Below are 25,337 nucleotides of genomic sequence, written 5' to 3'. Positions count from 1 at the left end.
TTATCACCGGCAGTCTCCCTAAAGTTCCCACCCGAAGTGCTGGCAAATAAGGATAAGGGTTGCGCTCGTTGCGGGACTTAACCCAACATTTCACAACACGAGCTGACGACAGCCATGCAGCACCTGTCTCAGAGTTCCCGAAGGCACCAATCCATCTCTGGAAAGTTCTCTGGATGTCAAGAGTAGGTAAGGTTCTTCGCGTTGCATCGAATTAAACCACATGCTCCACCGCTTGTGCGGGCCCCCGTCAATTCATTTGAGTTTTAACCTTGCGGCCGTACTCCCCAGGCGGTCTACTTAATGCGTTAGCTTGAGAGCCCAGTGTTCAAGACACCAAACTCCGAGTAGACATCGTTTACGGCGTGGACTACCGGGGTATCTAATCCCGTTTGCTCCCCACGCTTTCGTACATGAGCGTCAGTCTTTGTCCAGGAGGCCGCCTTCGCCACCGGTATTCCTTCAGATCTCTACGCATTTCACCGCTACACCTGAAATTCTACCTCCCTCTACAAGACTCTAGTTCGCCAGTTCCAAATGCAATTCCCAGGTTGAGCCCGGGGCTTTCACATCTGGCTTAACGAACCGCCTGCGTACGCTTTACGCCCAGTAATTCCGATTAACGCTCGGACCCTCCGTATTACCGCGGCTGCTGGCACGGAGTTAGCCGGTCCTTCTTCTGCGAGTAACGTCACAGCTAGCAGGTATTAACCACTAACCTTTCCTCCTCGCTGAAAGTGCTTTACAACCCTAGGGCCTTCTTCACACACGCGGCATGGCTGCATCAGGGTTTCCCCCATTGTGCAATATTCCCCACTGCTGCCTCCCGTAGGAGTCTGGGCCGTGTCTCAGTCCCAGTGTGGCTGATCATCCTCTCAGAACAGCTAGGGATCGTTGCCTTGGTGAGCCATTACCTCACCAACTAGCTAATCCCACCTAGGTTCATCCAATCGCGAAAGGCCCGAAGGTCCCCTCCTTTCCCCCGTAGGGCGTATGCGGTATTAGCAGTCGTTTCCAACTGTTATCCCCCTCGACTGGGCAGATCCCTAGGCATTACTCACCCGTCCGCCGCTCGACGCCGTTATCGTCCCCCGAAGGTTCAGATAACTCGTTTCCGCTCGACTTGCATGTGTTAGGCCTGCCGCCAGCGTTCAATCTGAGCCATGATCAAACTCTTCAATTAAAAGTTTTTACAGTCACTCTCTATAAAATAGAAAGAACTGACTCAATGAATTCTACTGTCATGCGTCAATTTAAATTGAATGAACAATTCAAATTAACTTGTGTCGTATGAACATCAATGAGTTTTAAATTTTGTGACTCATCAAAAGATGAATCTGTCGAATTTAACGCTCTGTGAATGTCCACACAGATTACTTGATAAATTGTTAAAGAGCGTTGACCGTTTAAGTGGTCAGGGCTGCGTATTTTACGCATTCCCTTGTGAGCGTCAAGCGTTTTTTCAAACTTTCTTTTCGCTCTTGATTTAAGTGGTTAGTTACCGCTCAAACCAAGCTGTCAGGCTAGCTGCGCTTACTAAGCTTATCGCTTAATGTTTGCTGCTTCGCCGTGTCAGTGGGTGCGCATTATAGGGGGTTTTAATTGGCGCGCAAGCCCTTTTTAAGAAAATTTTCGCTTTTTTATGAATTAATTGAAAAGTGCCTATATACGCACATTTAGCTCACCAGTTACCCCCAAACTTATCCACACCAGTCAAAAATTTATACGTTTTTCGGGCAAATGAATAACTAAGAGAGAGCCTAATGTAGTGCCTAATACATTACCTCGGGATCTTCGGCTTAACTTAGATACAAAAAAACAGCGCCTGAGCGCTGCTTTTAAATGGTTTATGTCTTGCAGATTAAGATAGCTTGCCGTGGCATTGCTTATACTTCTTACCAGAACCACAAGGACAAGGATCATTACGACCAACTTTCTGTCCATCGCGCACCACAGTGCGTGGACCTTGAGGAACCGTATCTTCACCTTCAGCTAACGCTTGAGCGGCTGCATGTTGGTAGTCACGCTGGATCTTCTCTTGCTCTTCGCGGCGACGCTGCTCCATTTCATCAACATCTGACTGAGCTTGAACTTGTACCTTAGACAGAATACTGATCACGTCATGCTTAAGGCTTTCTAGCATTTGCTGGAATAGTTCAAAAGATTCACGCTTATATTCTTGCTTAGGGTTCTTTTGCGCGTAACCACGTAAGTGGATACCTTGGCGTAGATGATCCATTGCAGATAAGTGCTCTTTCCAAAGACCATCTAACGTTTGCAACATGACAGCTTTTTCGAATTGACGTAGAACCTGCTCGCCAACCATTTCTTCTTTAGCTTTGTAAGAAGTCGTCCAAGCTTCAAGAATACGCTCACGTAAGGTCTCTTCGTGAAGATCGTCTTCTTTCTCTAACCAGTCTTTTACAGGTAGTGCAATGTTAAACTCATTTTGCAGACGTTGCTCTAGACCTTCCACGTCCCATAGCTCTTCAACAGATTGCGGCGGAATGTACTGATCGATGGTGCTAGTAATCACATCTTGCTCAATGTTACGGATAGTATCTTCGATGCTATCTGTGTCCATCAGCTCATTACGCTGTGAGTACACAACTTGGCGTTGATCGTTAGCAACATCGTCGTACTCAAGTAATTGCTTACGGATATCGAAGTTACGTTGCTCTACTTTACGTTGCGCGTTTTCAATTGCACGCGATACCCATGGATGCTCAATCGCTTCACCTTCTTCCATACCTAGCTTTTTCATCATGCCAGATACGCGCTCAGAGGCGAAGATACGCATTAAGCTATCTTCCATCGACAAGTAAAAACGAGATGAACCTGCATCACCTTGACGACCAGCACGACCACGTAGCTGGTTATCGATACGGCGAGATTCATGACGCTCTGTACCAAGAATGTGTAGACCACCTGCAGCAACCACCTCATCATGACGGATTTGCCAATCAGCTTTGATCTTAGCGATTTGCTCGTCAGTTGGTTCTTGAAGTGCTGCCACTTCCATATTCCAGTTACCACCTAACACGATATCGGTACCACGACCTGCCATGTTAGTTGCAATAGTCACTGCACCTAAACGGCCGGCTTGGGCGACGATGTCAGCTTCTTTTTCATGGAACTTGGCATTAAGTACGTTATGAGGGATCTTGGCTTGCTTTAGTAACGTCGCCAGCAATTCTGATTGCTCAATCGACACGGTACCAACAAGTACAGGCTGACCACGCTCACGACAACCTTGGATGTCTTTGATGATGGCTTGATATTTCTCACCTGCAGTTAGGTAAACCAAGTCAGCCATGTCATCCCTAACCATAGGGCGGTTAGTTGGAACAACAACTGTATCTAGACCATAGATGTGCTGGAACTCAAACGCTTCAGTGTCTGCAGTACCTGTCATACCCGCTAACTTCTCGTATTGACGGAAGTAATTCTGGAAGGTAATGGAAGCTAGCGTTTGGTTTTCATTTTGAATGTTGACACCTTCTTTGGCTTCTACGGCCTGGTGTAAACCTTCTGACCAGCGACGACCAGGCATAGTACGACCTGTGTGCTCATCAACAATTACAACGTCACCGTCTTGAATGATGTAATCAACGTCACGCTCGAATAAGGTGTGAGCACGAAGCGCTGCATATACGTGATGCAGTAGTGAAATATTAGAAGCCGAGTATAGCGAGTCGTCTTCAGATAACATCTCACGCTCAACTAACAGTGCTTCAACCTTTTCTTGGCCGCGCTCAGTTAAATGAACCTGTTTTGCTTTTTCATCAACAGTGAAGTCACCTTCGCCAACATAATCTTCAGTGTCTTCTTTATCTTGGCGGATCAGGCTTGGAATTAAGGTGTTGACCTTAATGTAGAGTTCAGAGCTATCTTCTGCAGCACCAGAAATAATAAGCGGAGTACGAGCTTCATCGATAAGAATCGAGTCAACTTCATCGATTAGTGCGTAGTGTAGTGGACGCTGCACTCGCTCTTGCGGTGAAAACGCCATGTTGTCGCGCAGATAATCGAAACCAAATTCATTGTTGGTACCGTAAGTAATGTCTGAGCCGTAAGCTTCTTTCTTCTCAGCTTGGCCAAGACCAGCAACGTTAATACCTACGCTTAAACCAAGGAACTCAAATAGAGGACGATTATTTTCAGCATCACGACGCGCTAGGTAATCGTTCACGGTAATAATATGAACGCCTTTACCTGTTAAACCATTTAAATACGCAGGTAAGGTAGCTGTTAGGGTTTTACCTTCACCGGTGCGCATTTCGGCGATACGGTTACTATCGAGTACCATGCCACCAAGTAACTGCACGTCAAAATGACGCATTTCAAATACACGCTTAGATGCTTCACGCACGGTTGCGAAGGCTTCTGCCATAATCGCATCCAATGATTCACCAGCTCCAATACGCTCGCGGAATTCTGCTGTTTTCGCTTTTAGTTGTTCGTCAGAATATTGCTCGTATTCAGCTTCTAGGGCATTGATCTTTTTGACAACCTTGCCAAGGCTTTTCAAGGTACGGTCGTTGCGACTTCCAAATACTTTTGTCAGTAATTTACCTAACATCTTAATCACTTTTCTCTTGCTGGTTTGGCGCTAAGCGCAATAACCGAATTTATAAACTGGCTTTACGATAAACAAATTTACTCGGGTCAATTTGTTGTCCTTTTCGTAATACCTCGTAATGCACATGCGGGCCTGTTGACCTGCCTGTACTACCCATACTGGCAATAATGTCGCCTTTGGCAACGACATCGCCAACGTTTACTGACAAAGCTTTATTGTGTCCATACCGAGTTCGCAGACCATTGCCATGATCAATTTCGACTAACTCGCCATAACCAAACATACTTCCTGACCAAGTTACCACCCCTGCGGCAGTAGCAACTACATCAGCGCCTTCACTGCCAGCAAAGTCGATGCCTTTGTGCATCGTTCTTCTGCCTGTGAAAGGATCATTACGTAAACCATAGGCAGACGATAACCAACCTTTGGTGATCGGCCGCCCTGAAATGTATCGCTCTTTATCTATATGGAGATTAGAGGAGACGGTTTCAAGTAGAGATAATTGCATACTATTATTATCAATTCTTGAAGCCAAAGAATTCATATCATCGATCAATTGATTAAGTTCAATATTACGACCAATGTCATTCAAACCACCCACACCAGCTTGCTCGGAAAAATCGAACTGGTCAGCCATTAGGTTATTGTCAGCCACTTGCTGACCTAATGCTTCTAGGCGGGTAATTTGTGCTTGCAACTGCGCCACATGAGTGACCAGTAATGCCAGCTGGGATTCTGTTGCAGATTTAAGCTCAACAACTTGCTGCTTATGTTGCTCGCGTAGTTGTTCATTTTCGTCAACTTGAGCTTGTTGCTGGGCGAAGCGGTCTTCGCTGTATTGATATAGGCCGGTACCTGCCACCATTAACATTAGTGGAAGTAAAAACCATCGCTTACCAGGCTGCCAACGGGTGACGCCATTCCGACCTTGAATAAAAACTGTTACACTCATAGCCTATTTTAGCCATTTAATTATCATATGAAAAAGCTCCCTCAAGACCTCAGCAGCATCATTCATCAGGCAGATGAAATTCCTGGGCTAGCTGAGAAAGCAGAACTACTGGCTAACCTAAATCACTATGTAAAACAGGCTGTCAGTGGTCCTGTGGCAGATCAGCTACGTGTGGCTAACCTTCGCCAGGATGTTCTTGTTATTGAAACGTCCTCGGCTGCCTGGGCATCAAGGATCAATTTTCAAAAGCCTAAACTACTACGACAACTTCAGGCTGAAACTCTACCGATGCTAACCGCTATTGAGGTAAAAATAAATCCTCGATTAGCAATTGCTGCAAGACCCACCACCGTTAATCAATCTAAAATCAGCTCACAATCAGCAGAACATATTGAAGCTTTGGCAGATCAGGTTGAAGGAACTCTCGGTGAAAAACTAAAACGGCTGGCTGCATTAGCCAGCCGTAATAGGCAAAATCGTTAACTTAAGCGCCTACGGCGCCTGGTACCATAAAGCTAACTGGTACCTCTGCTTCGGTATCGAAGCTAACAAGCTCCCACGCATCTTGCTGCGCAAGTACAGCTCGAACCAATTGGTTATTTAATGCATGGCCAGTTTTAAATGCGCAGAACTCACCAACAATGGCGTGGCCTGCGACATATAAATCACCAAACGCATCTAGAATTTTGTGCTTAACGAACTCATCGTCATAACGCAGTCCATCAGGGTTAAGGACACGATATTCGTCAAGCACAACTGCATTTTCCATGCTGCCACCTAGTGCTAAGTTGTTGGCACGTAGGTATTCAATGTCGCGCATAAAACCAAAGGTTCTGGCACGGCTAATGTCTTTCACGAATGCAGATGTTGAGAAATCCATTACCATATGCTGCTGGCTACGAGAGATTTCTGGGTGATTGAAATCAATCTTGAAGTCAACTTTAAAGCCTTTAAATGGCTTAAGCTCAGCCCACTTATCGCCGTCTTCAACGCGAATAGGCTTGGTAATTTTCAGGTATTTCTTTGGCGCTGCTTGCTCTTTAATACCCGCACTTTGCAATAAGAATACAAACGGGCTTGCACTACCATCCATAATCGGAATTTCAGGCGCATCAACTTCGATAACAGCGTTATCAATGCCAAGGCCCGCGAGTGCAGCAAATAAATGCTCGATAGTTGAAATTCGCACGCCCTCATCATTAACTAGTGCTGTACACATAGTCGTTTCACGCACTAAATGAGCCTTTGCAGGGATGGACACTACAGGGTCAAGGTCGGTACGTTTCAATATGATGCCGGTATTCGCTGGCGCGGGCAAAATGCTCAGAGTCACCTTGTTGCCAGAATGCAATCCGACACCAGTACTCTTTACCATTTTTTGAACAGTTCTTTGAAAAATCATTCAGCTACCCGTTAAATTTCTTAATAAACAATTAGATGCACTTTAATTTGCAATACAGCGTGCAGAGCTGGACACGTATGCTACCACAAGTTAAGCCATTCACAAAAAAATAGCCTTTTATTGTCGTTATTACGTGAGGGCGCTAACAAATCACACCCATACTCCACAACATCTCATTTACGTCACTAAATTAGCCAAGCAGACGTAATTAGTCTGCTTGCTTACGTAAAAATGCAGGAATATCTAAATAGTCATTATCAGTGCGCGAATCTGTCGCTGTTTGTGCTGCAGTGTTACCACCAGCAGTAAAACCACCCGTTGGCGCTGGTGCAACTTCTTCTTTAGCTTCGACAACTGGCGCTGGTGCAGGTTCAATTGCAACAGGCTCTGGACGAGGTGCAACAGCTGGCTTTGGCGTAACGAGTTGGATATCAGGCTTTTTCTCAGCGCCGATACCAGTCGCTACCACAGTTACACGTAGCTCTTCGCTCATTTCAGGGTCGATAACCGCACCCACAACAACAGTTGCGTTATCAGATGCGTAAGCCTTAACGTGGTTACCCACAGTTTCAAGCTCTTCAATGCTAATATCCATACCTGCAGTGATGTTCACCAATACGCCGCGCGCACCAGCTAGATCAATATCTTCAAGTAGCGGACTTGCCACAGCAGCTTCAGCCGCTTCTTCAGCGCGATCGTCACCGGTTGCAACACCGGTACCCATCATGGCATTACCCATTTCTGACATCACAGTTTTAACGTCTGCAAAGTCGACGTTGATAAGACCTGGGCGAGTAATAAGCTCGGCAATACCTTGCACTGCGCCAAGTAACACGTTGTTAGCTGCAGCAAATGCATCTAGCAACGACGTGCCACGGCCAAGTACTTTAAGTAGCTTTTCGTTTGGAATGGTAATAAGCGAGTCAACATGCTTAGCTAACTGGTCAATACCCTGGTCAGCAAACGTCATACGCTTTTTGCCTTCAAAAGGGAAGGGCTTAGTCACAACCGCAACCGTTAAAATACCTTCTTCTTTGGCAATCTCAGCGACAACTGGCGCAGCACCGGTACCTGTACCACCGCCCATACCAGCTGCGATAAATACCATGTCTGAGCCTTTAATGGCCGAGCGGATGTTTTCTTTGTCTTCTTCAGCAGCTTGACGACCCACCTCTGGGTTTGCACCAGCGCCAAGCCCTTTAGTCACATCACGACCAAGCTGAATGGTTGACCCTGCGCTTGATTTACGCAATGCCTGTGCGTCTGTATTGGTAACGATAAACTCAACACCTTCGATGCTGTGTTTCACCATATGCTCAACAGCGTTACCGCCGCCGCCACCGACGCCGATGACCTTAATCACCGCTTCGTCTGAATGAGTGTCCATGATCTCAAACATTGTCTGATCTCCGTATATATGCGTTATTAAAATTCACCCTTGAACCAGCTTTTTGCCCTGCTGAAAAAGCTGGTAACCCCTTGACGGTCTGGTCTTTCAAACTGACGCTCGATAACCTTGCCCGCCCCGTAGCGCAGCAAACCAATACCTGTGGCATAAATTGGCTGCTCTACATATTCATATAACCCTTTAATGGGTAATGGTGATGCCACACGAACAGGCATACCAAAGGTTGCTTCAGCAATATCAACCGCACCATCAATCGATGATGTACCGCCGGTTAATACTATCCCTGCTGCAACTTGTTCTTCTAACCCGTGTTCTCTAAGTTGTTTTAGAATTAACTCGAACAACTCCTGATAACGTGGTTCAACCACCTCAGCTAGCGTATGACGCGACATGCTGCGCGACGGACGACCACCCACTGAAGGTACTTCAATGCTTTCTTCTCTGCTGACGCGATTACTGCGCGCACTCGCAAACTGCACTTTAATCTGTTCAGCATTTGGCTGTGGCGTTCTAAAAATCTTGGCTATATCACTGGTAACCTGATTACCAGCAACTGGGATCACCGCGCAATGACGCAGTGCACCACCGGTATAAACCACCACATCTGTGGTGCCACCACCAATATCAACCAAACACACACCTAGGTCTTTTTCATCACTAGTCAGTACCGCATCTGCCGACGCAATACCTGAGAACACTAAGCCATCTACGGTTAAGCCGCAGCGCTCTACGCTCTTGGTGATGTTCTTTGCCATGTCATTGGCACAAGTAACGATATGGGCTTTAGCCTCCATACGCATGCCAGACATTCCAATAGGACTCTTAATACCATCTTGCACGTCAATCGAATATTCCTGAGGTAACACATGCAGAATTCGACGCTCAGTTGGGATCTTCACCGACTGCGCTGTGTGGATAACGTTGTCCACGTCTTCCTGTGTTACTTCTTCGTCGTTAATCGACACCATGCCATTTTCATTCTGACAGGCAATATGCTTACCTGAGATACTCAAATAAACCGACGCCACCTGACAATCAGCCATTAGCTCGGCTTGATCTAATGCGCGTTGGACACTTTTTACGATTGAGTCGAGGTCGTTGACCCCGCCCTTGTCCATACCACGAGACGGATGGTTGCCAAGGCCGATAACACTAATTTCGCCGTCAGGCAGCACTTCACCTATGATCACCGCGACCTTAGATGTGCCTATGTCTAACCCCACAATCAGGTTTTTTTCCAGATTCTTGGTCATTTATTATCGACTCTCTTTATTGGTTTTCTGCCAAGCTACCGCAAACCCGGTATCATATCTCAAGTCTATCTTTTCTATCGTTTTATCAGCCTGTTTCAGCGTTGGATACACATTAATAAAACGCTGAATACGCGACATTTTGTCTTCGCGCCCAAGCTCAATCTTGATGCCATTTTCAAGCTCTGCAAACCAAGCATGACGTGGGCTTAAATGCAAACTGGCTAACTTAAAACCATTTATACTTAATAACTCGTTTAGTTGCTGATAAGCAGTTAACACTTCTTTAGCTGAATCCTCTGGCCCTTGTAGCAAAGGTAAGCGCTCAACTTCTGGGTGTGCTAATGCGTCAAATACCTCGCCATTAACATTCACCCAAGACTCGCCATTCCAGTGTGCTGCAGCTTGTTGCTCTTGTAGTGTCACCTTAAACTTTGCAGGCCATTCACGTCTTACAGACGCATGATATACCCAAGGCAAACCTTCTAACGCTCGCTGCACATCCATTACATCAGCACTAAAAAAGCTATCTTCAAGCATTGATTGCAGCGCCAGCTGAATTTCTTCATCTGTGGTGAACTTACGCTCCCCTTTAACTGCAACCGCTTCAATTGGCAGTGCGTCTGCATCATTCAAGAGTTCATGTAATGAATAAGCAGCCCAAGCAACACCAAATAACACACTGAATAAAAACAATAATCCGAAACACAGGTACCAATTCACCTGTTTTAATGTTTGGGTAAATTGACGCTTTTTCTTGTTTCGCGACAACTTAAAGCCTCTCCATGTTACGAATCTAATTTCCGGTGAGGAAATCGGCCATTATATCGGCCATTTTCTCACTATTAAAGTGACATTTAGCGGATTATTAATCGTCTAAATATCAATCAGTTCCATTAGTTTTATTTGCTAAATCAAAACCTAAGCATGTTGTTGCTAGTTCTTTCGATAAAGCGCCAATATTACCTGCACCCTGAGTGATCAATAGATCTCCTTCTTGCAGCACATCCGGCAGTACGCTAGCAAGCTGTTCAGGGCTTGACACAAACACAGGGTCTAACTGGCCACGAGCTCGGATAGAGCGACATAACGCGCGGCCATCTGCGCCAGGAATAGCAGTTTCACCAGCTGCGTATACATCTAGCAAAACCAAGCAGTCCACTTGTGACAACACTTCTACAAAGTCTTCATACAAATCGCGGGTGCGGCTATAGCGATGCGGCTGATATGCCATTACCAAACGTTTGTCTGGCCAACCTGCGCGCGCTGCTTTAATGGTTGCTGCAACCTCAGTTGGATGATGACCATAATCATCGACCAACATGACATTACCGTTATCTGTGGCAAATTCACCTAAATGCTGGAAGCGGCGACCAATGCCTTCAAAACTTGCCAGAGCATTCACAATGGCTTGGTCGTCAATTTCATCTTCAGTCGCTACCGCAATCGTCGCTAGCGCATTAAGCACATTGTGCGCCCCTGGTAAGTTCAAGCTAATCGCCAAATCAGCTTTACCTTTACGCTTAACGGTAAAGCTTGATTGATGACCGTTTTGCTTAAAGTCGATAGCTTGTACGTCGGCGTCATTACTAAAACCGTAAGTTACTATTTGACGCCCAACACGCGGCATGATCTCGCGGATCACCTCGTCGTCAATACACATCACAGCAACGCCGTAAAACGGCAGGTTTTGCAAGAAGTCGACAAAGGTGGTTTTCAAGACCTCAAAGTCACCACCGTAAGTGTCCATGTGGTCAGCTTCTATATTGGTGATCACGCTAACCATTGGCTGCAGATGCAAAAAGCTAGCATCACTTTCATCGGCTTCGGCAATCAAATAACGACTGGTACCTAGGCGAGCATTGGTGCCCGCACTGTTAAGCAAACCGCCAATCACAAACGTTGGGTCTTTCTCTGCTTGCCCATAAACACTGGCAATCAAGCTAGTTGTGGTGGTTTTGCCATGGGTGCCAGCAACTGCGACACCGTGACGATAGCGCATTAACTCCGCCAGCATTTCTGCGCGGCGCACGATAGGTATGCGTAGCTCTTTGGCAGCAATAATCTCAGGGTTTTGTTCATCAATCGCGGTTGATACCACCACAACGTCAACATCATTTACGCTTTGGGCGTGATGACCAATGATCACGCTCGCCCCAAAATGAGCAAGGCGGTCTGTTACAGTGTTTTGCGCAATGTCAGAGCCACTGACTTGATAACCTTCGTTCAATAACACCTCGGCAATACCGCCCATGCCAGCACCGCCGATGCCAACAAAGTGAATGCGCTTGATCCGTCTCATTTCAGGGATCATGGTGCGTAATTGTGCGTACTTCTCTGCTTTAGTCATTTCAACCCTTGCTCGCAAGCATGCTGCATACGTCTGCTACTCTTTGAGTTGCATCAACGACGGCAACTTGTCGCGCTTTTTGCCCCATCTGGGCTAATTCATTTCTATCTGCTGCAAGCTGAGTGAGTTTTTCAGCCAGGCTGTCTGCACTCAGCTCGCCCTGCGGCATTAAAAAGCTGGCGCCAGCATCCAATAACACCGCAGCATTTTTAGTTTGATGATCGTCCACTGCATGTGGATATGGCACTAAGATGCTTGGCAGCCCTACAGCGGCAAGCTCAGATACCGTCAGTGCACCTGATCGGCAAACCACCACGTCAGCCCAACGGTAAGCCGCTTCCATATCATCAATAAACTCAGCGGCATTAACCGCAGCTAACTGTCCTAGTTGTTGATAACGCTCTTTCACGCTATCAAGGTTATTTTTGCCAACCTGATGCCACACAGTCACCGTGTGATTAACACTTAGCTTTGCAATGGCATCGGGCATGGTATCGTTAAGTACTTTCGCCCCTAAACTGCCACCTACCACGAGCACTTTTAGCTCTTCATCAGCGCTAATTTGCTTTTGCTCGCCTAAGTTCACTAACTCCTGACGAATTGGGTTGCCAACCACCTCAACATTGCTTACCGAGGCATCAAATGTCTGCGGAAATGCGCACAGAACTTTACGGGCAATTTTTGACAGCAACTTGTTGGTCAAGCCTGGTATCGCGTTCTGTTCATGTAGCACTACAGGTATGCCAGACAATTTTGCGGCTACACCACCAGGTCCACTAGCAAAGCCGCCCATGCCTAACACTACATCTGGCTTAAACTCGTTAATCACCGCTTTTGCTTGCATGATTGAGCGGATAATTTTTACGGGTGCGGCTAGCTTTCGTAGCAAGCCATTACCGCGAACACCTTTAATATCAATAAAGTCGATATCAAAACCGTATTGAGGCACTAGCCTCGCTTCCATTCTGTCCTTGGTACCTAACCAGCGTACCTGCCAACCTTTGTCGGCTAGGTGCTTAGCAACCGCTAACGCCGGGAACACATGACCGCCGGTTCCACCAGCCATCACTAACAACTTTGGGGCATTGGTTGTTGCCACTGAACTCATGGTTTAATTCTCCCCTGAACAGCCTGAATTAAACTCAAACGTCTTTCGTGATCAATTCGTACTAATAACATCACGGCAGCAGTCATTACCCACAAACTACTGCCTCCATAACTCACAAACGGCAGGGTTAATCCTTTAGTTGGCAACATGCCAATGCTGGCACCAACGTTAACCACCGTCTGAAAACAAATCCACACACCTACGCCATAGGCAATGTAACCATCGAATGGTCGCTGGGCATTAAGACACAAATTGCCTAACCGAATGGCGCGGATCGCGACAAAAAATATCAGACTCAACACGGCAATAATGCCGACAAATCCCAACTCTTCACCAATTACCGCGAAGATAAAGTCGGTATGCGCCTCAGGCAAATAGGCAAGCTTCTGAATGCTGTTACCTAAGCCTTGGCCGAACCAGTCACCACGGCCATAGGCCATCAATGACTGAGTTAGCTGATAACCGCTGCCAAATGGGTCTTCCCAAGGGTCCATAAACGAGGTCACTCGTCGAACCCTGTATGGCTCCAGCAATACCAGCAACACAAAACTGGCGATACCTACTAACATCAACACAAAAAAGTGCGACAGTTTACCACCAGCTAAAAACATTAAACTCACGGTGCAGACAAACAACACCACAACCGTGCCGAGATCCGGCTGCGCCAGAATCAAAATCGCAAATAAGGCGTAAACACCAATGGGTTTCAAAAAGCCTTTTTTGTTGTCCATCAACTCACCATAACGGCGAACCAAATATCCTGCGATGTAAACAATAAATACGAACTTAGCAATTTCAGCGACCTGAATGCGTATCGGGCCAATGGTTAGCCAACGCCTAGCACCATTTACTGTGGTACCCACCACCAGCACCGCGATAAGCATTAGCAGCACCACTAGCATCATGGTGCCACTGTGACGCTCCCAGGTTTTTACCGGTACACTAAGCACCGCCCCTGCAATCACCACACATCCTGCTAAGTAAAAGATATGACGGTAAATAAAGTGAAATGGATTGTCAGTTAACTTCACCGCCTCCGGCATCGAGGCCGACATCACCATCACAAAGCCAAATCCCATTAGTGCGATGATCGCAACTAAAAAGCTGCGGTCATACAGCTGCATCCCGGCAGATTTATCTTCTCCTAATAACGAAGGCCAGGACCACTTAAAGCCCTGTTTGAACAAGCTCAGCTGTTGCTCAGACTTCGCCATCGCCAATATGCTCCACGCATTGAGAAAAATCCTGACCTCTGGCCATAAAATTGCTATACATATCTAAGCTGGCACACGCTGGCGATAGAATGACTATGTCACCAGACATGGCTTCTTCAGCAGCATGCTCCACCGCCTGAGCCATGGTTTTAACTTGCACTGTGCCTTGCTTAAGTTTGGCAATTTTGTCGCCGTCTTTACCTAGCGTGATAAGCTGTGACACTTGATCTAACACTGGTTGCAACGGCGTAAAGTCAGCGCCTTTTCCGTCTCCACCAGCGATCAGGTAGATATCACCTAAATGAGAATCAAAGCCCTCAATGGCGGCAACCGTCGCACCGACATTGGTCGCTTTTGAATCATTGATGTAATACACGCCGTTTTTCTCAGCCACCAACTCACAGCGATGCGGTAAGCCTTTAAAGCGTTTAGCCACGGCGATCATGGCATCTCTGTCTACGCCACAAGCTTCCACTAACGCCATCGACGCCATCACATTCATATGATTGTGAGTACCAATCAAGCCTATTTCGTCCAGCGGCATAATTTCGCTGGTACAGTGGTAAATTTTGCCATCAATCACGCCCCACTCGTCTTCTTCCGGCGCTTGTAAACCAAAACTGTTTTGGTTCATCGGCTCATCGGGCTTGGTTAGCTCATCGTCGCGATTAAACAGGATATAACGGGATTGAGGATACAAACGTAACTTGGCATCGCGATAAGCATTAATATCACTGTAACGATCCATGTGATCTTCACTGATATTCAAGCAAACCGCTGAGGTGCAACATAAAGAGTGTGTGGTCTCAAGCTGAAAGCTTGATAACTCCAGCACATAACAATCTGCACCTTGGTTGAGTAGGTCAAGCGCTGGCGTGCCAATATTGCCGCCCATTACCGCTTTCTTGCCACCTTCAACTAGCATATCTCGCACCAGGGTTGTCACGGTAGACTTACCATTTGAGCCAGTAATACCAATTACGCAGCCACCGTTTTTTGCCACATCGCGGGCAAATAACTCGATGTCACCAATAACTTCGATGCCCATATCGAGCACAGCTCTCACTTCTGGCGTATCAAGGGCAATACCAGGGCTAACAATCACCTGGCTAGCTTGCACTAAATGACGGCAGTCAAAACCGCCAGTTAACAGCTCAACATCAGCAAACTCTGTCGCTAACTGCTCAGCTCCAGGAGGATTGCGTCTTGAGTCCATCACCAGCGGTTTGATACCTTGCGACACAAGGTAGCGCACCACGGAAAGTCCCGTCGCGCCTAGGCCTAATACAATGTGTGAATAACCACCCTGCATGCTTAGTTACCTTAGTTTTAAAGTCGCTAGTCCTAGCAATACTAGGAACAATGAAATAATCCAAAAACGCACAATCACTCGCGGCTCTGGCCAGCCTTTTAATTCATAATGGTGATGAATTGGTGCCATACGGAAAATACGCTGCCCGCGCAGCTTGTATGAACCGACCTGCAAAATCACCGACACAGTTTCCATGACGAATACGCCGCCCATGATCACCAGTAGGATCTCTTGACGCACTAAAATCGCGATAGCACCTAACGCAGCACCTAGCGCAAGTGAGCCCACATCACCCATAAACATTTGCGCTGGGTATGTGTTAAACCATAAAAAGCCCAAACCTGCGCCCACCATAGCGGTACATACAATCACGAGCTCACTGGCTAGCGGCAGGTGCGGAATATTCAAATATTGCGCGAACTCAACGTGACCCGATAGGTAAGCAATCAGCGCAAATGCACCCGCTACCATCACAGTTGGCATAATGGCCAAGCCGTCTAAGCCGTCGGTTAAGTTAACCGCGTTACTGGCACCAACAATGGTGAAGTAGGCTAGAACGATGAACATAAAACCAAGCTGAGGCATGACTTCTTTAAAGAAAGGCACCACTAGCTGAGTTTCACCTGGCGTTTGCGCGGTAACATACAAAACAATGGCAACAACTAGTGCTGCGATTGATTGCAATGCGTATTTCCAGCGAGCGATAAGCCCTTTAGGATCTTTACGCACCACCTTGCGGTAATCGTCAAAAAAGCCGATGCCACCAAAGCTTGCTAATACAAACAGCATCACTTGCACATAGCGGTTACCTAAGTCGCCCCACAGCAACACGCCAATAAAAATGCCCGCTAAAATCAGCAAGCCACCCATGGTTGGCGTGCCACGCTTACTAAAATGAGACTCTGGGCCGTCATTACGCACAACTTGACCAATCTGCATGACTTGCAAACGTTCGATCAGTTTTGGTCCCCACCACAAACTGAACATCAGCGCCGTTAATAGCCCTAAAATGGCCCTAAACGACACATAAGAAAATACATTAAACCCGCTATAAAACTGGGTTAAATATTCAGCCAGATACACCAGCATTTACACTAACTCCCCGCGCCCAAAGGCGTTTTGTAACTCTATGATCACGCGCTCCATTGCTGCGCTGCGCGAACCTTTAACTAAAACGGTCACCTGGCCTTGGCTACGATTCAATGTCGCAACCAAACTAGGTACTAAATCTGCTACTTGCTCAAAGTGCTCTGCGCCAAATTCCTCGCTGGTATTACGCGTGAGTTTGCCAGCACAAAATAGCCCATCTAACTGCGCCTGCTTGGCATGTTTGCCTAGCTCAGCATGCAAAGGGGCAGCATTGTCGCCTAATTCGCCTAAATCTCCCAGCACTAAAGCGCGATATCCATCACGTTGTTGCAACCAGTCAATCGCCGCCTGCACCGAACTTGGGTTGGCGTTATAGCTGTCATCCACCAGCAAAAAGCGCCCTAAAGCGTGTGGCTGCATGCGCCCTTTAACCGGTTTTAATTGATTCAGCCCAGAAGCTACCACATCAATTTGCACGCCTAAGGCAAAGCAAGTCGATGCTGCCGCTAAGGCATTACTCACTTGATGCTCGCCAGGTAAAGGCAAGTTGACCTGCAAAGATTGACCTTGATAACCAAGCAAGAACTGATAACAACCTTGATTGTCAGCCACAATTTTCGATGCTGTGACATCAGCTTTGTCAGCTTGTGATTTAGAAAACCATAACTGCTTAAACGCTTTTGCTTTATCGGAAAGGAATGACGCATAGGCATCATCAGCATTGATGATGGCTGTGCCATCTGAGGTCAAATGATTGAATATTTCAGACTTGGCCTGCGCGATACCTTGCTGAGAGCCAAAGCCTTCAAGGTGAGCATGACCAATATTGTTGACTAAGGCCACTTCTGGCGACACTAAAGATGAAGTGTAATTAATTTCGCCTTGATGGTTCGCGCCTAGCTCGAACACGCCATATTCATGCTGGTGTTGCAATCTTAATAGGGTTAGCGGCACGCCAATGTCGTTATTAAAGTTGCCTGCAGTAAACAAAACTTCATGTTGCTGCGACAAGATAGCAGCAACCATTTCTTTAACCGTGGTTTTACCGTTCGAACCAGTCAACGCAACTCGTCTTGGGTTGACTTGCTGACACACAAACTCACCAATCAGCCCCAAAGCTTGATGGGTATCGGCGACAATTAACTGTGAAACCGTGGCAGGAACGTCATCGAGCTTACGAGATACGATCAGCGACAGCGCACCATTATCGATAGCCGTTTGCGCAAACTGATGACCATCGAAGCGCTCACCAATCAGCGCTAAAAAAGCGCCTTGCTCACCAATATTGCGGCTATCGGTACTTAGCGATAGGACTTGTTTATCGTCACCAACTAGCTTTGCATCTAATACTTGGGCTAGTGTGCTTAACATTAGTGGGATCATAATGTTCCCCCAACTAATTCAGCAGCCAGTGCGCGCTCATCATAATGATGTTTCTCGCCCGCAACTTCCTGGTAGGTTTCATGTCCTTTGCCCGCAAGCAACACAATGTCGCCAGGTTTAGCATGAGCAACCACACGCTTAATAGCTGTTACTCTGTCAACCTCACAAATTGCTAATGCGGGATGACTCAGGCCTTGTTTAGCATCGTCGATAATCTGTTGTGGGTCTTCACTGCGGGCATTGTCTGATGTAATGACAACTCTATCTGCGCCTTGCTCAGCTGCGCGCGCCATTAATGGCCGCTTGCCCTTATCACGGTCACCGCCGCAACCAAACACACACCAAAGCTGACCATCACAATGTAACCGCAGCGCAGCTAGTGCCTGCTCTAGTGCATCTGGCGTGTGGGCATAATCAACGACAATGGTTGCTGTCTCTTCATTGCTAAAGGTTTCCATACGCCCAGCAACCGGTTTTACGTTAGCGATTGCAGCGTTCAGAGTCGCCATTTCAATCCCCTGCTGATGTAGCGCGGCAACGGCCGCGAGTACATTTGCTAAGTTGAAAGCCCCGAGCAGAGCGGTGTTTAACTTAATAGTCGCGCGGCGATTATCAGCAACACGGTAATGCAAGCGCGCACTCACACCTTGATTGTGGTAATGAATTGCATCACAAAAATAATCGGCATTAGGGTTAATCAGGCTATATGACTGATAACCACGGTCGCTCAGTTCATTGAGCCACTTTTTACCTATGTCATCATCAGCATTGATTACACCGTGGCGCACATGGGGGAAGCTAAATAAACGCTTCTTGGCCGCGCCATAAGACTGCATGTCACCATGAAAATCTAAATGATCGCGACTTAAATTTGTAAACACCGCTGTTGAAAATGGCACAGCCTCTACACGCCCTTGTGATAAGCCATGGCTTGACACTTCCATTGCGCAGGTACTGCAACCTAGGCTTGAAAATTCAGCTAATTGACGCATGACGGTAATGGCATCAGCAGTGGTATTGCCACTTTCAACCAACTCTCCTAGTGGCCCATTACCCAAGGTGCCCATTACCGCAGCTTTTTGGCCCGAGGCCTCAATAAGCTGGGCAATAATCTGATTCACTGAAGTTTTGCCATTAGTGCCAGTAATGCCAATCACATTAATCGACTGCGTTGATACTTGATAAAACTGCGCGGCAATGGCTGACAATTGGCGGTTCAACTGAAAGAAACTAATCACAGGAATTTGCTGCGCTTTTTGTTCAACGTGACTATATTCAACCAGCTTATATTCAACAGCACTATGCTCATCAGGCTGGTCGGTATGGGTTAATACTGCGCTTGCACCTGAGTTAATTGCTTGTTCGATGAAGTTTCGGCCATCCACCTGATAGCCAGGTAAAGCCACGAATAGCTTACCTTGTGATGCTTGACGGCTATCAAGTACTAGCTCGTCGATGCTTTCAGCCCCGGCATAATGAAACCAGGGCGCGAGTAAATCTTTTAACAACATTATTCTGCGCTCCTTGGCGCAGCAGCCAAATGAATGGCTTCTCTTTTGGTAATGGGCTCTACATTCAACATTTGCAGCGCCCCAGACATGATTTTTGCAAAGGCAGGTCCAGCAACGTCACCGCCATAGTAGCGATCGCCTTTTGGCTCATTAATCACAATCGACATGGCTAGGCGCGGATTATGTACTGGTGCAACACCAGCAAAAATAGCGACATAATCATCACCATAGCCACCCGCAACCGCTTTACGGCTAGTACCGGTTTTACCAGCAATCGGGTAGCCATCAATATGCGCTTTACGTGCTGTACCACCGGCCTCTGTTACACCCACCAGCATCTTCATCACCTGCTGCGCCACTTCTGGTGAAATCACCTGCTGACCTTCTGGCTGATGCTTGAGTTTTAAAATTGATACCGGATAAAGCATGCCGCCACTGCCTAAGGTGGCATACATACGGGCAATTTGTAGCGGCGTAGCGGTAAAGCCATAACCAAAAGAAAGTGTTGCACGCTCAAACTCAGACCAACGACGACGGTCATGAATTAAGCCCGCACTTTCACCGGTTAAGTTAATGCCTGAGTAATTACCTAAGCCCATAGATTGGTAGGTACCAAGTAGCTGTTGCACCGGCATCGACAAGGCAATCTTACTGATCCCGACGTTACTCGACTTAACCAGAATCTTCGCCAACGACATGTCGCCATTGTTGTTTGAATCACGTACCTGACGACCACCAATGCGCATCCAACCTGGCGCGGTAGGGATTAACTCATCAACTTCAATGGTGCCAGCTTCAAGTGCAGCGGCGACTACAAATGGTTTCACGGTTGAGCCAGGCTCAAAGGTATCGGTCAGTGCACGGTTACGCATGCGATGCGACTGCAGGTTTTGCCTTGCATTTGGGTTGTACGACGGCGTGTTTACCATTGCCAGTACTTCACCTGTATGCACGTCAAGCACCACGACAGAACCAGATGTTGCCTGGTACATCTCGGTGGCTTTTTTCAGCTCACGATAAGCAAGCTGCTGAATACGCTGGTCGATACTTAACACAAGATCATTAGAGCTTTCGCCCTCTTGCACCACATCAAGATGCTCTACCACGCGACCGTCACGCGACTTACGAACCTTTTGCTTTGATGGAGTGCCCGTTAGCCAGGTGTTGTAGGTGTTTTCAATGCCCTCAATACCGACATCATCAATGTTGGTGATACCAATCAGCTGAGCCGAGATCTCACCACCTGGATAATAACGGCGCGACTCATTCTTAAGGTAAATACCGCCAATTTTGAGCTCTTTAATGTAATCAGCAACAGCTGATGTCACCTGACGCTTAAGGTAAACAAAGCGGCGCTTTGGATTACTCTTAACTTTGGCAACTAGCTCATCAACAGGCTCTTGCAATACATCTGCTAATGCCTGCCAGCGGCGCATATCCTTAAACGCATCTTTGTCGTGCGCATGTTTCGGGTCGGCCCATACGGCGCGAACCGGTACACTCACCGCCATCATTTCGCCATTGCGATCTGAAATCAGCCCGCGTTGCACCTGATTACTGGTAGTTCGCAAGGTGCGCATATCACTTTCATGGCGTAAGCGATCTGGCTCAATAAGTTGAATATAAGCAGCACGAGCAATCAAGCTTATAAACAGCGCAAACACTACCCCGACCACAACGTATAAACGCCATGGAATTAAGGTCGGGTTTTGTTTCCGTTTTGCCTGTCTCGCCATTGTCCTTGTGCTCAACTATTTTGTTCTAATTACAATTTCTTCTTTCGGTAACGGCCTTGCCATATTCAACTGCTTACTGGCAATGCGCGTTACTCGGCTATGCTCTGACAGCGACTGCTCTTCAAGCAGTAAATTACGCCATTCAATATCTAACTTGTCTTGCTCTTGCAGCAGCACATCCCACTTCGATGTCAATTTACGGGTAGCATCTGTAGTGATCACCACGGCAACACCGTTAAGCAACACAATAAAGCCAAGCAACACTAGCCATTTGTGATGCAATATGTCCTGCAACACAATGCGACCTAGATTGAGTGACGACTGACTCATAATCTAACGCCGTTAGTTATCTAAGCGCTCAGCCACGCGCAGTACTGAACTACGTGCACGCGGGTTTACTTCAAGCTCAGCTTCAGATGGCTTCATCGCCTTACCAACTGCTTTAAGCTTTTTGTTCTTATTTAATTCTGCTTCAGTGATCGGCAGTCCGTGAGGCACACTTTCACCTTGGCTATGGCGGCGAATAAAACGCTTCACCATGCGATCTTCAAGCGAGTGGAAGCTAATAATTGATAGTCGACCTTGCGGCGCTAATGCCGTTAGTGACCCTTCAAGCGCCTGGTCAATTTGCTCTAGCTCGCTGTTGATATAAATGCGAATAGCCTGGAATACACGAGTCGCTGGGTGCTTATTTTTTTCTTTTTTCTTAGTGATACGAGAGATCAGATCCGCCAATTCCTTCGTACGAGTAAAAGGCGTTTCTTGTCTGTCTGCTGCTATACAGCGAGCAATATGGCGAGCATTTTTCTCTTCGCCGTAGGTTTTAAATACCCAAGCCATATCTTCAATTTCAGCACGCGCTATCCACTGCGCAGCAGTTTCACCTTGGCTGTTATCCATACGCATGTCGAGCGGACCGTCGCGTAAGAAGCTAAAGCCACGATCAGCATCATCAAGCTGTGGCGATGACACGCCTAGGTCAAGTAACACACCATCAATCTTGCCAGTAAGCCCTAGGTCTTCTACATAGTCGGCTAACTGACCGAAACCGCCATGAACAATCTGAAAACGCTTATCATCAGCAAATTGTTTTGACGCCTCAATCGCTTGCGGGTCGCGATCGATGGCGATCAAGCGACCATTTTCACCAAGACGCTTAAGTACCTGACGGGAATGCCCACCACGACCAAACGTACCGTCAATATAAATGCCGTCAGGCTTAATATTGAGGCCGTCTACCGTCTCTTTTAGCAGTACTGATAAATGGGCAAACTCTTGGCTCATGTCACTCTTCTTTTAACTAAAGGTTTTATTTACAGGGAGAAGTCGGCCAAGCTTGGATCTTGTGAAAAGTCCATCTGCTCGATTAGCGCTTCATCATCGGCAAGTTTTTGCTGCCAACTTGCCTCATCCCATAATTCAAATTTGTTGCTTACACCTACCAGCATGGTTTTCTTCTCCAGCTGAGCAAATTGGCGTAACGTTGGCGGGATCACGATGCGGCTGTGCGAGTCCATTTCACAGTCCTGCGCATACCCAAGTAACTTGCGCTTAAACACACGTTGCTTTGGATTGGTATCAGCAAGTCGTTTCAGCTTGTCTTCGACTTGCTCCCATTCGTGAAGGGGATAAATGAGTAAACAGGGATCGCTAATATCGACGGTTACAACGAGAATACCTTCATGTTGGCTGCGCAAAGACTCGCGGTATCGCGCTGGAATGGCGATCCGTCCTTTGGCATCCATGTTGATGGCACTAGCACCTCGAAGCACGTATTTAGGTCCTTGTTGTTAGCATTTGATCCACAATGATCCACTTTTTCCCACAAATGCTAAGTTTAGGGACTCAATGCAAGGGTTGTCAAGGAAAGAAAATCAGAATAAATCCAGATACCAAGCGGGTTAGCACCGATTTTAATAACTGGGACAAATGCCTCAAATTGTTGTTTAACATACAAGTTGTTGCTCAAATTGACGCTAATTGGCGTACAATATTTATACAAATCGATTTGTTTTATGGGTAATGACAGCTGCAAAAGCGCGTTTGGTGTAACTCAAAAGTAAACCAGAGTCAGCGAGTGAATAGGTAAGCATTCACATCTCACCAACCTAAACTCAGGTTGATTAGCTTGTCCTCTAAATTCATGCGAAAGTTTAAACCCTAATGAACTGGCTAAAAATCAGCCAAACTCTGCCGATAAAATGAGTAGAGGAATTAATAAAAGGAGTCGATATGAGTGGATTAGATAGCATATATGCTATGGTCGCGAGGCCGCAGCGCCTAAAATCTGAGCGTAAACGTAAAGTCGCTCAGGTTAATTCAGATACTCAGATCCAGGCAGAGGATCACCAAGGTAACCACAATACTGAACTGTTTAACATGGCAGCGCAGCAGCGATCAGTTCAAGAAAAATTAGCCCAAAACAAAAGTAACCAACAAGCAAAAGACAAGCTGCTAACTGACGACGATGCGCCGCTTACCAATAAAACAAAACCGCACAAGATTGACGTTGAGATTTAGGTTTTAAGATTATCTCTGCCGCTACTCTACCTTATCACTAACTTGCTTCAACGCATTGTGCCAGCCCAGAAGCTTTTGTTGACGTACATCATCATCCATATGTGGCATAAACTGCTTATCTAAGCTCAATATATGCTGTAACTCTTGGGTTGAGTTCCACACGCCAACCGCGAGGCCTGCGAGAAATGCCGCGCCCAAAGCTGTTGTTTCCACCATCGCGGGACGGATAACCTCAACATTACTGACATCAGCTTGAAACTGCATCAACATATCGTTGGCACTCGCACCGCCATCTACCTTGATTTGGCTAAGCGGCATTTGCGCATCTTTGGTCATCGCCGTAATCACATCTGCAGACTGGTATGCGATAGCCTCAAGCCCAGCTCTGATCAAATGATTGCGATTAACTCCACGAGTTAACCCTACAATCGCGCCTCTAGCATCGGCATCCCAATAAGGTGCACCTAGCCCGACAAATGCTGGTACTAGATAAGCACCATTGGTGTCGGCAACTTTATCGGCAAAATATTGCGTGTCTTGTGCTTCATCAATCAGCCCTAGCTCATCGCGCAGCCACTGAATAATCGCGCCGCCCATGAACACTGAACCTTCAAGTGCGTAGCAAGCTTGGCCATCTTGCCCAACCGCCACAGTCGTTAATAAACCATGGGTTGATGTTACCGCTTTGTCACCCGTGTTCATCAATAAAAAGCAACCTGTACCATAGGTGTTTTTTACCATACCTGGCGCGACGCACAGCTGACCAAACAATGCCGCTTGCTGATCGCCCGCCATGCCCGCAATAGCAACCTCACCACCAACAATATTGGTTGTGCCATATACATCACTTGAGCTTTTAACTTCTGGCAGCATAGATTTAGGTATATCAAATAGCTCTAGCAGCTCATCGTCCCACTTTTGGGTATGAATGTTGTACAACATGGTGCGGCTAGCATTGGTTGGCTCGGTAACATGCACACTGCCTTGCGTGAGCTTCCATACTAACCAGGTATCGACGGTACCGAATAGCAGCTCACCAGCTTGGGCTTTTTGCCTCGCGCCATCGACGTTATCGAGTATCCATTTTACTTTCGATGCTGAAAAATAAGGGTCTAACACTAACCCTGTTTTTAGCTTAATGAGTTGTTCAGTACCTTGTGCTTTAAGAGCCTGACAAATATCAACCGAGCGCCGACATTGCCATACGATAGCGCCATACACGGGTTTACCGGTTTGCTTGTCCCAAACAATGGTGGTTTCACGTTGATTAGTAATGCCAATTGCTGCAATTTGCTGATGAGAAATACCTGCTCTAGAGAGTACTTCAGTTAACGATGAACTTTGCGAAGACCAGATCTCCATAGGGTCGTGTTCAACCCAGCCTGCTTGGGGATAAATTTGGGTAAATTCACGCTGCGACAAAGCCACTATGTTAGCGTTGCGATCAAACACAATGGCACGTGAACTCGTGGTTCCTTGATCAAGTGCCACAATATACGGTTTATCACTCATAGCATTACCCA

Annotated in this window: 20 protein-coding genes and 1 rRNA gene (1 of these 21 only partly in view); 2 read left to right on the top strand and 19 right to left on the bottom strand. The window is 46.9% G+C overall.

Annotation, left to right across the window (positions count from 1 at the left end; translation table 11 throughout):
- From EXU30_RS12055 to EXU30_RS12045, 3 genes are all read right to left on the bottom strand, one after another.
- Positions 1-1,180, bottom strand: a 16S ribosomal RNA gene (locus tag EXU30_RS12055); it reaches 372 nt to the left of the window's first position.
- Positions 1,181-1,858: 678 nt separating this feature from the next.
- Entirely contained in the window at positions 1,859-4,579 is a 2,721-nt protein-coding gene (gene secA, locus EXU30_RS12050; protein WP_130600385.1) for a preprotein translocase subunit SecA, read from the bottom strand.
- 49 nt (positions 4,580-4,628) lie between these two features.
- Positions 4,629-5,531 (bottom strand): M23 family metallopeptidase, encoded by a 903-nt coding sequence (locus EXU30_RS12045; RefSeq protein WP_130600383.1) that lies wholly within the window; start codon positions 5,529-5,531, stop codon positions 4,629-4,631.
- A gap of 27 nt (positions 5,532-5,558) precedes the next feature.
- Here EXU30_RS12045 and EXU30_RS12040 point away from each other — a divergent pair, with 27 nt between their 5' ends.
- Positions 5,559-6,014: a DUF721 domain-containing protein gene (locus EXU30_RS12040; protein ID WP_130600381.1), complete on the top strand. Its 456-nt coding sequence runs from the start codon at positions 5,559-5,561 to the stop codon at positions 6,012-6,014.
- Between the two features lies 1 nt (position 6,015).
- Here the strand turns inward: EXU30_RS12040 and lpxC are convergent, their stop codons facing one another.
- The 15 genes from lpxC to mraZ all read right to left on the bottom strand — a co-directional run bounded on the left by lpxC (position 6,016) and on the right by mraZ (position 23,066).
- Positions 6,016-6,933: a UDP-3-O-acyl-N-acetylglucosamine deacetylase gene (gene lpxC, locus EXU30_RS12035; protein WP_130600379.1), complete on the bottom strand. Its 918-nt coding sequence runs from the start codon at positions 6,931-6,933 to the stop codon at positions 6,016-6,018.
- 208 nt (positions 6,934-7,141) lie between these two features.
- Complete coding sequence (gene ftsZ / locus EXU30_RS12030; RefSeq protein ID WP_130600377.1) at positions 7,142-8,332, bottom strand: cell division protein FtsZ; 1,191 nt, start codon at positions 8,330-8,332, stop codon at positions 7,142-7,144.
- Between the two features lie 26 nt (positions 8,333-8,358).
- Positions 8,359-9,594, bottom strand: a complete 1,236-nt coding sequence (gene ftsA, locus EXU30_RS12025; RefSeq protein WP_130600375.1) for a cell division protein FtsA — start codon at positions 9,592-9,594, stop codon at positions 8,359-8,361.
- A gap of 3 nt (positions 9,595-9,597) precedes the next feature.
- Positions 9,598-10,362: a cell division protein FtsQ/DivIB gene (locus EXU30_RS12020; RefSeq protein WP_130600373.1), complete on the bottom strand. Its 765-nt coding sequence runs from the start codon at positions 10,360-10,362 to the stop codon at positions 9,598-9,600.
- Between the two features lie 112 nt (positions 10,363-10,474).
- Positions 10,475-11,941 (bottom strand): UDP-N-acetylmuramate--L-alanine ligase, encoded by a 1,467-nt coding sequence (gene murC, locus EXU30_RS12015; RefSeq protein ID WP_130600371.1) that lies wholly within the window; start codon positions 11,939-11,941, stop codon positions 10,475-10,477.
- A gap of 1 nt (position 11,942) precedes the next feature.
- Positions 11,943-13,049: an undecaprenyldiphospho-muramoylpentapeptide beta-N-acetylglucosaminyltransferase gene (gene murG, locus EXU30_RS12010; RefSeq protein WP_130600369.1), complete on the bottom strand. Its 1,107-nt coding sequence runs from the start codon at positions 13,047-13,049 to the stop codon at positions 11,943-11,945.
- The gene (gene ftsW, locus EXU30_RS12005; RefSeq protein ID WP_130600367.1) at positions 13,046-14,263 is read right to left on the bottom strand and encodes a cell division protein FtsW; all 1,218 of its coding nucleotides are present in this window, start codon (positions 14,261-14,263) and stop codon (positions 13,046-13,048) included. Before ftsW ends, murG begins: the two co-directional genes overlap by 4 nt.
- The gene (gene murD, locus EXU30_RS12000) at positions 14,250-15,575 is read right to left on the bottom strand and encodes a UDP-N-acetylmuramoyl-L-alanine--D-glutamate ligase (protein WP_130600365.1); all 1,326 of its coding nucleotides are present in this window, start codon (positions 15,573-15,575) and stop codon (positions 14,250-14,252) included. Before murD ends, ftsW begins: the two co-directional genes overlap by 14 nt.
- A 6-nt stretch (positions 15,576-15,581) precedes the next feature.
- Positions 15,582-16,664 carry a phospho-N-acetylmuramoyl-pentapeptide-transferase gene (mraY, locus tag EXU30_RS11995; protein ID WP_130600363.1) on the bottom strand — a complete coding sequence of 361 codons (1,083 nt, stop codon included), beginning with the start codon at positions 16,662-16,664 and terminating at the stop codon, positions 15,582-15,584.
- A complete protein-coding gene (locus EXU30_RS11990; RefSeq protein ID WP_130600361.1) occupies positions 16,665-18,047 on the bottom strand; it encodes a UDP-N-acetylmuramoyl-tripeptide--D-alanyl-D-alanine ligase in 1,383 nt (460 codons plus the stop codon).
- The gene (murE, locus tag EXU30_RS11985; protein ID WP_130600359.1) at positions 18,044-19,561 is read right to left on the bottom strand and encodes a UDP-N-acetylmuramoyl-L-alanyl-D-glutamate--2,6-diaminopimelate ligase; all 1,518 of its coding nucleotides are present in this window, start codon (positions 19,559-19,561) and stop codon (positions 18,044-18,046) included. The genes EXU30_RS11990 and murE overlap by 4 nt, the downstream gene beginning before the upstream one ends.
- The gene (locus EXU30_RS11980; RefSeq protein ID WP_130600357.1) at positions 19,558-21,294 is read right to left on the bottom strand and encodes a peptidoglycan D,D-transpeptidase FtsI family protein; all 1,737 of its coding nucleotides are present in this window, start codon (positions 21,292-21,294) and stop codon (positions 19,558-19,560) included. The genes murE and EXU30_RS11980 overlap by 4 nt, the downstream gene beginning before the upstream one ends.
- 15 nt (positions 21,295-21,309) lie before the next feature.
- The gene (gene ftsL, locus EXU30_RS11975; protein ID WP_130600355.1) at positions 21,310-21,624 is read right to left on the bottom strand and encodes a cell division protein FtsL; all 315 of its coding nucleotides are present in this window, start codon (positions 21,622-21,624) and stop codon (positions 21,310-21,312) included.
- A 12-nt stretch (positions 21,625-21,636) separates the two neighbouring features.
- Positions 21,637-22,578, bottom strand: a complete 942-nt coding sequence (rsmH, locus tag EXU30_RS11970) for a 16S rRNA (cytosine(1402)-N(4))-methyltransferase RsmH (RefSeq protein WP_130600353.1) — start codon at positions 22,576-22,578, stop codon at positions 21,637-21,639.
- Positions 22,579-22,607: 29 nt separating this feature from the next.
- Entirely contained in the window at positions 22,608-23,066 is a 459-nt protein-coding gene (gene mraZ / locus EXU30_RS11965; protein WP_130600351.1) for a division/cell wall cluster transcriptional repressor MraZ, read from the bottom strand.
- 460 nt (positions 23,067-23,526) lie between these two features.
- On the opposite strand from mraZ, the gene EXU30_RS11960 reads away from it, so the two are divergent.
- Entirely contained in the window at positions 23,527-23,814 is a 288-nt protein-coding gene (locus EXU30_RS11960; RefSeq protein ID WP_130600349.1) for a hypothetical protein, read from the top strand.
- A 21-nt stretch (positions 23,815-23,835) separates the two neighbouring features.
- Here the strand turns inward: EXU30_RS11960 and glpK are convergent, their stop codons facing one another.
- Positions 23,836-25,326, bottom strand: coding sequence for a glycerol kinase GlpK (gene glpK / locus EXU30_RS11955; protein WP_130600347.1), 1,491 nt, complete (start codon positions 25,324-25,326; stop codon positions 23,836-23,838).
- Positions 25,327-25,337: the final 11 nt, after the last annotated feature.

Source organism: Shewanella maritima, from assembly GCF_004295345.1.
Classification (GTDB): domain Bacteria; phylum Pseudomonadota; class Gammaproteobacteria; order Enterobacterales; family Shewanellaceae; genus Shewanella; species Shewanella maritima.
This window is presented reverse-complemented; position numbering and strand designations above follow the sequence as displayed.

Excerpts from the sequence above, each read along its gene's own strand:
- murC (WP_130600371.1), bottom strand. The coding sequence starts at position 11,941 with ATGACTAAAGCAGAGAAGTACGCACAATTACGCACCATGATCCCTGAA.
- ftsW (WP_130600367.1), bottom strand. The coding sequence starts at position 14,263 with ATGGCGAAGTCTGAGCAACAGCTGAGCTTGTTCAAACAGGGCTTTAAG.
- murD (WP_130600365.1), bottom strand. The coding sequence starts at position 15,575 with ATGCAGGGTGGTTATTCACACATTGTATTAGGCCTAGGCGCGACGGGA.
- ftsA (WP_130600375.1), bottom strand. The coding sequence starts at position 9,594 with ATGACCAAGAATCTGGAAAAAAACCTGATTGTGGGGTTAGACATAGGC.
- ftsL (WP_130600355.1), bottom strand. The coding sequence starts at position 21,624 with ATGAGTCAGTCGTCACTCAATCTAGGTCGCATTGTGTTGCAGGACATA.
- EXU30_RS11990 (WP_130600361.1), bottom strand. The coding sequence starts at position 18,047 with ATGATCCCACTAATGTTAAGCACACTAGCCCAAGTATTAGATGCAAAG.
- secA (WP_130600385.1), bottom strand. The coding sequence starts at position 4,579 with ATGTTAGGTAAATTACTGACAAAAGTATTTGGAAGTCGCAACGACCGT.
- ftsZ (WP_130600377.1), bottom strand. The coding sequence starts at position 8,332 with ATGTTTGAGATCATGGACACTCATTCAGACGAAGCGGTGATTAAGGTC.
- EXU30_RS11960 (WP_130600349.1), top strand. The coding sequence starts at position 23,527 with ATGAGTGGATTAGATAGCATATATGCTATGGTCGCGAGGCCGCAGCGC.
- lpxC (WP_130600379.1), bottom strand. The coding sequence starts at position 6,933 with ATGATTTTTCAAAGAACTGTTCAAAAAATGGTAAAGAGTACTGGTGTC.
- EXU30_RS11980 (WP_130600357.1), bottom strand. The coding sequence starts at position 21,294 with ATGGCGAGACAGGCAAAACGGAAACAAAACCCGACCTTAATTCCATGG.
- rsmH (WP_130600353.1), bottom strand. The coding sequence starts at position 22,578 with ATGAGCCAAGAGTTTGCCCATTTATCAGTACTGCTAAAAGAGACGGTA.
- mraY (WP_130600363.1), bottom strand. The coding sequence starts at position 16,664 with ATGCTGGTGTATCTGGCTGAATATTTAACCCAGTTTTATAGCGGGTTT.
- EXU30_RS12045 (WP_130600383.1), bottom strand. The coding sequence starts at position 5,531 with ATGAGTGTAACAGTTTTTATTCAAGGTCGGAATGGCGTCACCCGTTGG.
- EXU30_RS12040 (WP_130600381.1), top strand. The coding sequence starts at position 5,559 with ATGAAAAAGCTCCCTCAAGACCTCAGCAGCATCATTCATCAGGCAGAT.
- murG (WP_130600369.1), bottom strand. The coding sequence starts at position 13,049 with ATGAGTTCAGTGGCAACAACCAATGCCCCAAAGTTGTTAGTGATGGCT.
- glpK (WP_130600347.1), bottom strand. The coding sequence starts at position 25,326 with ATGAGTGATAAACCGTATATTGTGGCACTTGATCAAGGAACCACGAGT.